The 7,708-nt window shown below is 38.1% G+C and carries 11 protein-coding genes; all 11 read right to left on the bottom strand.

Annotation, left to right across the window (positions count from 1 at the left end; translation table 11 throughout):
* The coding region (locus tag GXZ72_07400; GenBank protein HHT19369.1) for a formylmethanofuran--tetrahydromethanopterin formyltransferase at positions 1-390 on the bottom strand (390 nt) is incomplete at its 3' end.
* On the bottom strand, positions 391-1,413 hold the full coding sequence (locus tag GXZ72_07405) for a hypothetical protein (GenBank protein HHT19370.1): 1,023 nt from the start codon (positions 1,411-1,413) through the stop codon (positions 391-393). It lies immediately after the preceding gene.
* Between the two features lie 52 nt (positions 1,414-1,465).
* Positions 1,466-2,842, bottom strand: coding sequence for a 4Fe-4S binding protein (locus GXZ72_07410; GenBank protein HHT19371.1), 1,377 nt, complete (start codon positions 2,840-2,842; stop codon positions 1,466-1,468).
* A 1-nt stretch (position 2,843) separates the two neighbouring features.
* The gene (locus GXZ72_07415; GenBank protein ID HHT19372.1) at positions 2,844-3,881 is read right to left on the bottom strand and encodes a 4Fe-4S binding protein; all 1,038 of its coding nucleotides are present in this window, start codon (positions 3,879-3,881) and stop codon (positions 2,844-2,846) included.
* Between the two features lie 77 nt (positions 3,882-3,958).
* Entirely contained in the window at positions 3,959-5,095 is a 1,137-nt protein-coding gene (locus GXZ72_07420) for a hypothetical protein (GenBank protein ID HHT19373.1), read from the bottom strand.
* Entirely contained in the window at positions 5,092-5,541 is a 450-nt protein-coding gene (locus tag GXZ72_07425) for an NADH-quinone oxidoreductase subunit B family protein (GenBank protein HHT19374.1), read from the bottom strand. The genes GXZ72_07420 and GXZ72_07425 overlap by 4 nt, the downstream gene beginning before the upstream one ends.
* Positions 5,542-5,555: 14 nt before the next feature.
* Complete coding sequence (locus GXZ72_07430; GenBank protein HHT19375.1) at positions 5,556-5,912, bottom strand: DUF1959 domain-containing protein; 357 nt, start codon at positions 5,910-5,912, stop codon at positions 5,556-5,558.
* 65 nt (positions 5,913-5,977) lie between these two features.
* On the bottom strand, positions 5,978-6,301 hold the full coding sequence (locus GXZ72_07435; protein ID HHT19376.1) for a DUF2104 family protein: 324 nt from the start codon (positions 6,299-6,301) through the stop codon (positions 5,978-5,980).
* A gap of 10 nt (positions 6,302-6,311) precedes the next feature.
* Positions 6,312-6,572: a hydrogenase gene (locus GXZ72_07440; GenBank protein HHT19377.1), complete on the bottom strand. Its 261-nt coding sequence runs from the start codon at positions 6,570-6,572 to the stop codon at positions 6,312-6,314.
* 19 nt (positions 6,573-6,591) lie between these two features.
* The gene (locus GXZ72_07445; protein ID HHT19378.1) at positions 6,592-7,449 is read right to left on the bottom strand and encodes an NADH-ubiquinone oxidoreductase; all 858 of its coding nucleotides are present in this window, start codon (positions 7,447-7,449) and stop codon (positions 6,592-6,594) included.
* A gap of 41 nt (positions 7,450-7,490) precedes the next feature.
* A complete protein-coding gene (locus GXZ72_07450; GenBank protein ID HHT19379.1) occupies positions 7,491-7,706 on the bottom strand; it encodes a DUF788 domain-containing protein in 216 nt (71 codons plus the stop codon).
* Between the last annotated feature and the right edge of the window lie 2 nt (positions 7,707-7,708).

Raw genomic sequence — 7,708 nt, forward strand, 5'->3', positions numbered from 1 at the left:
ACAGTGGCCCACATGTTTTAATGTGTTAATGTAACCGGTAGGATTGATTGATGCATCAAAAATAGATGTGAATGGTTTCACCAATATATCTTGCCTGATGCGGTAGGAAAGTTCCTTTTCGAATTTTTCTGGATCCTCTTTATCATACCAAAAATGGATTATCGCCCCTTTACGGCCGTCAGGGGTCTGATTTTCATTTAACCAGCATTCTATGCCCCCTTCTACTCGGCCAATAACTGTTCCTGGTGTGGATGTGGCATCATAGGCTGCTCTTTTTAGGGTTTCCTCATCATCAGCGGTGACAATGACTCTGCAGCATATTCCATTAAAAGCCTCAGCATAGGTATCCTCAATTTTTTCGCAAGAAGGATTTTTTAAAACATTAACCATTTACCCTAGGCCTCCTATTGATTCTCCCCTTATTTGTTTACGGAATAAACTACTGTCATTGATCAATTCTTCCAAATTTTCAGATGTAATTAGTTCTATTCTGGTGTTGGTTTTGTCCAGTTCCATGGCTAGTTCTTGTTTAACATCAAATTTTGCCAATGTATCTTGGGGATTTTCTCCAAATAAACTGGCAAATTCCAGCACAACTTCACTGTCATACTGATTGAACAGGTCAGTTATTATAGAAGTTATAAGTGTATTATCCGAAATTATGGCTATTGATGACTCTTTAAGTGCATACTTATTGCCATTAAATGATACTGCCAAGCCATGGTTTTCTCTGGCGAAGCGTAGGGGTTCAGCATCGGTTATACTATCACCAATATAGATCAAGTTTTGGGGTTCGAAATTATTTTGTTTTATAATATCTTGCACTGCCTCTTTTTTTGCTTCTCCCCCAACTGGTTTAACTTCCTTAAACAAGGAACCAATTTCCATCCTTGGAATTTCTTGCCAGAAAATGCGTTCTAAGTTCTCAAATTCAGGGTCTTTCATGATTGATAAATGGAATTCTTTAAGCTTAAATTCATCTGCTTCATTTAAGGAGTGACTTTCCAGATCTAAACGTGTACAGTAACAGTGATCAAAGGGAAAATGAGTTAAATCACAAAGAGCCCGGATATATGGTTCGTAACTGGTGCTGACAATAAAGGAGGGCATGGTTCTATTTACTTGGCCGAGAGTTTCCATGGCACCAGGCACCAGTAAAACATTTTTGGATGAAAATTCCTCCATTCCCTTATTAGTAGCGCCATATGCCTTTAAAAATGGTAATATAAGTTTTAGAGTATCACCAGCATTATATCCTGGTCTTTTTATTTCATCCACCAAAATATCATCATACTTACTAATAATCTGGAAAAATTTTTCACCATCATCTATAAAATGTCCTGCCAGTTCAAAAGCATTGTCATTTAAAGATATCGGCCCTTCACAGTCAGAAACAAAGAATTTATTACCCAATTGACATCCTCCCTTTGGACCATCAGATTACCATTATATTCCAAAATGAATTTTATGTATCTTTAGGGCGGAGTTCAACTGCTCTTGTAGGGCATATTCTCTGACATTCCCCACAAAAGATACATTTGTCATGATCCACCTTAACCTCGTCATTTTCAAGGGTCATTGCATCTACTGGACATTTATTCACACACACCCCACATCTTTGACAAGCCAAAGAATCAATAATCACTTCTCCTTCAGAAGGCCCAGCAATGTCTCGTCTTTCAAAGATAATACGACCGCCTTCCACTCGGAAAGACTCTTCTTTTAGGGTGATGGCTTGGAAAGGACAAGTTTCAACACATTGACCACAGTAAACACAATCCTCTCCAATATGAATTGGTGAAGGCATTTCTAATTCAATGCATTCTACTGGACATTCTTTTATGCAAGCTCCACAGCCAATACAAGTGTCTTCACTCACCATTATTTCTCGATGGGGTGAAGTAGCCTGAATGATCTCACAAACATCTCCAATATCAAGTTTATCGCCTACAAGTGCCTTTATCTCAGTTTTAACCAGATTTGTAACATCTTTGCTGAATTCAGGTTCTTCGGTACTGTAACTCACTTCACGGGTGATGTCATTCAGAATAGAATTTATCTTGACACTTTCTTGGGATAATTTTTTGCTTTCCTTCTCCAGGAGTTCCGAAACAATATCCATAGTTTTTATCTTATTATATCTTTCATAGGCTCTTTTACGAGATGAATATCTGATTGCGGTGGAGGGACAAGTGTTCATACACTCCTCACACCTTGCACAGTAAGAAGGATTTATGTAAGGTAATTTACTCATTTTTGCCACATTAATTGCACCCTTGGATGGGCAGACTCTGGTGCAAGTCATACATCCAATGCATTTTTTGTCGTTAACCACAATGGCTTTACCACCAACTACTGAACGAGGGAGAATTTCACCATATTTTATGGCTTCTGTGGGACAAACACGGGAACAATATCCGCAACGAATGCATTTATCTTCATCTATTTCACAATGAGCTTCTTCTTTGCCAGAAGAGATAAAATGAATAGCCCCAGTACGACAAGCATCAACACACGCACCGCACTGTCGACATAATTTAGTGTTAATATTAGGAACATTCTCTCTACGGGGTTTGGATAGGGTAGTTTTCATGCTTATAGCATCATACGGACAGGAATTCCTGCAAAGAACACATCCAAAACATTTATCATCAATTTCTATATGATTATCTGGCAGGACCTCATGAACAGCATTTACTGGGCAGGCTTTAAGACATGGCCTCTCACTGCAAGAAGCACATTTTTCATGGTCAATTTCGTATTCTACTTCCACATCCCGGAGTGGTTTGTAGGCTTTTTTTGTTTCTTTTAATTTTTCAGGGGTATCTGATGCAGTGGGAATTTTAATCAGCTCCTATAGGTAACTGAGATGGTTTAACTGTGACATGAATAACGCCAGTGTCTAGAGACACGGGGTCTAATAGGAATCTGGCAACGAAATAACCTGCCACACCAAATGGACAAGTCTGGTAACAAGTACTGCAGCGGAGACATTTTTCAGCATCTCTTATAACTCTATTTTCTTCTTCATTATAGGTTATGGCTCCGGATGGACATTCATTGACACATAATTGGCAATGTTTGCATTTTTCATCATCCCATGTGACTATGCGCAGTTTCAGCCGGTCAGTGATTTTCTGGAATATATCCAGAATTATATCATCGTCTGAGAGTATGGATCTGGCACGTTCTACCAATTCGCCTATGTCAAAATCAAATCTATAAATCTCATCCTCTTGTAAATGAGTGATGTCATCTCTTTTTTCTTCTATACTCTCTTCAAGAGAGTTAACAATGATTTTGATAATATCTTTTTGTTCCTGAACATGGTCAATGTAGATTCCCTTTATTGCCCCTTTCACTGGACAACTATCTAGACAATCTCCACAAGCAATACACTTGGATTGATCGATGACAATTTTATTATCTTCCTCAACAATAGCACCTTCAACCTGACAAGCCTTTAAACACTTTTTGCATCGGATACAAAGATAATCATCAATAACAAACATCTTTTCCGTGGGCAAAATTGTGAAATCTTCACGGATAAGATGGTTCTCACCACAAGTAAGTGTTTTCGGATCAGTTGGGCACACTTCTGCACAGAATCCGCAGCGAATACAACCTCGGTTATTTATAACAGGGTATGTTTGCCCTTCTTCCTCAGCATTATCTTCACTTCTAACAAGTTTAATAGCATGAGGTGCGGGACACGCTGCAATACATGCTCCACACGCTATACAATACTCTGGGAAAACTTGGGGAAAATCACGGAAACGTTCAGGTGCTTCCACAATTTCAGCATTAGTTTTAGCTACAGCGAAACTTTCAGCCCATGATTTTCGGGCAAATTCATAAAGATACCAGATTACTGATGACATAGGCATCAACTTTTTCTTGGAAAATATATTTTCTAATTTAATTATTCAAATTCGTCAGTTTTTTTTTAGATTTACTATTATTGGAGATATTTAACTGTATGAAGTCCATCAAACTCCTTTTTTTCTCCTTTTTCATTAAGAATTATCACTCTTTCAGTACAAGCTACACATGGGTCGACACTGGCATAAGTAGCCACTGCATCAGCAACTGTTGCAACATCTTGTAACATGTACTTTCCACAAACATCGATGTTCATGATACTGGGCGTTCTAATGGAGATGTTTTGTATGAGGTTTCCATTAGTCTCAGCCATGTAAGCAACTTCTCCTCGTGGTGCTTCATTTCTCCAATCAGCGTATCCGGCTGGGATCGTTATTTTTTTACGTACATCTCCCGGGGGTATGTTTTCTATAACTTGTTTGATAATTTTGATGGATTCTGTGATTTCATCAAAACGGTTCATAGTCCGGGCGTAATTGTCCCCTTCTTTTCTCCAGATAACTTTCCAGTCAAATTCATCCTTATAGGTATGATGTTCCTCACGAACATCATGTTTGAGGCCGGAACCTCTTCCGATTGGTCCAACAGCACGACCTTTAATTGCATCTTTCTTGCTCATTTTGCCCACATCTTTTGATCTGAGGGCTAAAAGTGGACCTTCCTCGAACATTTCAACATATTTATCGTATTCTTCTTCTAAATTTTTAATTATCTGATATATGCTGTTAAGGTGTTTTTCTTCAGCGTCCATTCGAACGCCCCCCACAACATTCCAGCCCATATTCACACGGTTACCTGTCAATAACTCAATAGCATCCATTATGGGTTCTCGCAAGTGTAACATGTACATAAACAAGGTTTCGTGCTCAATAGCCTTAAAGTAAGTTGAGTTAGCAATAAAGTGACTTTGTATTCTATCCAGTTCATTGGTTAGGGATCTTAAGTATTGTGCTCTTAATGGAACTCTTTCCCCTGCGATTTTTTCAAAGGTCTCTGCGAATGTCTGGGTGTGAATATAAGAACATATTCCACACACTCTCTCTGAGAGATATATGCCTTTTTGCCATGTTTTTCCTGTCATTACTCTTTCTATGCCACGATGAACATATCCAAAATCGATCTCTGCACTAATAACTTTTTCACCTTGTGTTTCAAGCTTTAAACGTACAGGTTCCTTTAATCCGGGGTGTATAGGTCCTATTGGAAGTATCATGGTTTCTGCCTCCCTTTGGCTGCAATGGCATCTGGCCCCACTGCCAAGATTGCTGCTAAAATTTCTGCAGGTCGTGGAGGACAACCTGGTATTTCCGCATCCACTGGTATGAAATCTGATACTGGGGCATAAACGCTTGATCCTTCTTGGTTAAACACATCTCCAGTCAGTGGGCAGTTTCCGATTGCCACCACAACTTTAGGTTCCGGTGCTTTAGAATAAATTCTTTGCAAGTTTTCTTTCCATTGCTCACAAACTGCTCCAGTAATTAGTAACACATCAGCTTCACGGGGGTTGTTATGCACGTATATTCCATATTGTTCTAAGTCGTATCGAGGTGATAATAGGGCTACCACTTCAATATCGCAGCCATTACATCCTCCAGTGTTAATAAGACATACATGAATTGAACTTTTCCTTACAACATCTTTAAGGGCATCTAACATTGCTTTACCTCTATTTATCTCATTAAATATTCCAGTAAATCTTTCCTACCATCTTCAATGGCTTCTTCATATGATTTTCCTTGGGTTAAAATTTCATATGCAAGTTTATTTTTGATCTTTTCAGTTTGTTCATTGGTTAATATGTTCATAACATCAGAAAGCCAGCACAATTTTAAATCAGCATGCACTTTTTCTTTAATACAGTAATGTTGGGATGATTCATAACGAGCGTGAAGGGCTTCTAAACTGGCCATATCTAACCTCTTTATCAACATTTCTTTAAAATCTTCTTCAGAGATACCAAATTCTTTTGAAAATGGTTCAATAATGTCCACTCTCCAACGATAACTGTCGATGATGCGCATCTTCATTGTCCGAAGCACCTTATCTTCGTGGGAAATTTTTTCCTTGGAATCTTTTCCCACATTCTCATTTTTCAAAGGATCACCGTCCTAATTATCCAGATAGTACCAGCAATTATTATACCAATAAATGTTTCATTTCTACCATAACCTGGTCTCATCCCTAAAACCAGTGCTAATAAAAACACACCAATGGTTATGGTGATATATGATGTTATAAAAGGGATTAAAATGCTATTAAGTACCATAAACCAGCCGACTACAGATGATATTAAGGCTAATATGTCTATATTTCCAATAGCATAGGGGGCCTTATATTTTTTATAACTCAATACTAATCCTAGGATTGATCCCAGTACAAATGAAAGTATGTAAAGGAGATAAATTGTTTCACTCATTAAATCACCATTAAATCGGACGATAAAGGTAAATAAAGGATGCTATGAAAGCTAAAAGGGTTAATATCATCACCCAGATTTCGCCACTTTCGGATAAGTGTATTACTCTTTTTTTATAAAGGAGATAAGTTAATATCATCAATATTAAAACCGCCAGGGTTAGAGGTAAAACTATGATCCACTGTAATAAAACTGCCAAACCACTGGCTAGAACCGCTCCAAAGGTTGCCAGCGTCATGAGGAACAATGTGTCATTTTCTTTAATTTCCATTTTTATTATTCTCCTTAAGTTATAGTAGTAGAATTAAGGAACCTACTACTCCGATTAATGCTAAACTGGCTTGCATCATAATTGAATGATTTGGGTTTAGGATTGGAGTTGTGGCGTTTATAAAAGCCACTACTGTTGATAAAATAACCATTCCTACTAAGTACAGTAATGGATTGAGACCTCCAATGAAAACTGTTAAAAACACCCACAGAAGCATGTACCATGCTATTGATTCTGAAATCATCAAATAACCCCGGAGTAATCCGAAATGCTCAGTTTCGTAACCTGAAATAATATCTTTACCCTTGGTTATGGCGAAAGGGGAATAGGGTGCTTTTGACAAAATCAATACAAAAAACATGGCTGCTGCCAGTGGTATGCTATATATTAAGGGACCATTAGTAGTTTGGAAACTAACAATCTGGGATATGTCCATGGTTCCAGTTTTGAAGTAGATTATGATGAGCACTGCAAATAAGGGGACCTCGGCTGCTGCTGAGAAAACTGCTCTCACACAACTTAATTTACCATAAGGTGAGCCTGAGGATGAACCTGCATTGTGTTCCACAATCTTGTGTAGAGCGTAAATTGCAAAGATCAGTAGCAGTGAACCTTGGGTAACTGGACCAACAATGACAGCAGAAACCCATATAACACATAACATTGCAGTTATGGCTATATAAAAAGGCATTGCCGCAGTTTTAGGGAATGATGATTCCTTTACGAAAAATTTGAATGTGTGTAGGAGGTGTTGAATGACAGGAGGTCCTGGTCTCATTTGTATTCTGGCCATAATTTTCCTCTGGAATCCAAAAAGGACACTCCCCACCAGGAACGCGATGAGAACGTTTAACAGAATGTTTGCCATAAGATTCAATATGATCACCGTTTAGTTAGTCCTATTATTTTTTTTAATTCTCAGTATCCGATAAAGGGTTCCCTGGTTTTGTCTTCTTCTTCCTCTTTCGAACCTTTTTTCATTACTATCAATCCAAAGGAGAGTATTCCAGAAGGTATGAATATAATGGAAATTCCGTAAACTACCCAGTTGGCTGGGTTAAACAGGAGGCCATATGCGATACTTGCCACTGAGATGATGAATATTAAATAACTTGAAATTTGTAATTTATCCATTA

Source organism: Methanobacterium sp. (genome assembly GCA_012838205.1).
Classification (GTDB): domain Archaea; phylum Methanobacteriota; class Methanobacteria; order Methanobacteriales; family Methanobacteriaceae; genus Methanobacterium.

Excerpts from the sequence above, each read along its gene's own strand:
- GXZ72_07415 (HHT19372.1), bottom strand. The coding sequence starts at position 3,881 with ATGTCATCAGTAATCTGGTATCTTTATGAATTTGCCCGAAAATCATGG.
- GXZ72_07420 (HHT19373.1), bottom strand. The coding sequence starts at position 5,095 with ATGATACTTCCAATAGGACCTATACACCCCGGATTAAAGGAACCTGTA.
- GXZ72_07425 (HHT19374.1), bottom strand. The coding sequence starts at position 5,541 with ATGTTAGATGCCCTTAAAGATGTTGTAAGGAAAAGTTCAATTCATGTA.
- GXZ72_07430 (HHT19375.1), bottom strand. The coding sequence starts at position 5,912 with ATGAAGATGCGCATCATCGACAGTTATCGTTGGAGAGTGGACATTATT.
- GXZ72_07435 (HHT19376.1), bottom strand. The coding sequence starts at position 6,301 with ATGAGTGAAACAATTTATCTCCTTTACATACTTTCATTTGTACTGGGA.
- GXZ72_07440 (HHT19377.1), bottom strand. The coding sequence starts at position 6,572 with ATGGAAATTAAAGAAAATGACACATTGTTCCTCATGACGCTGGCAACC.
- GXZ72_07450 (HHT19379.1), bottom strand. The coding sequence starts at position 7,706 with ATGGATAAATTACAAATTTCAAGTTATTTAATATTCATCATCTCAGTG.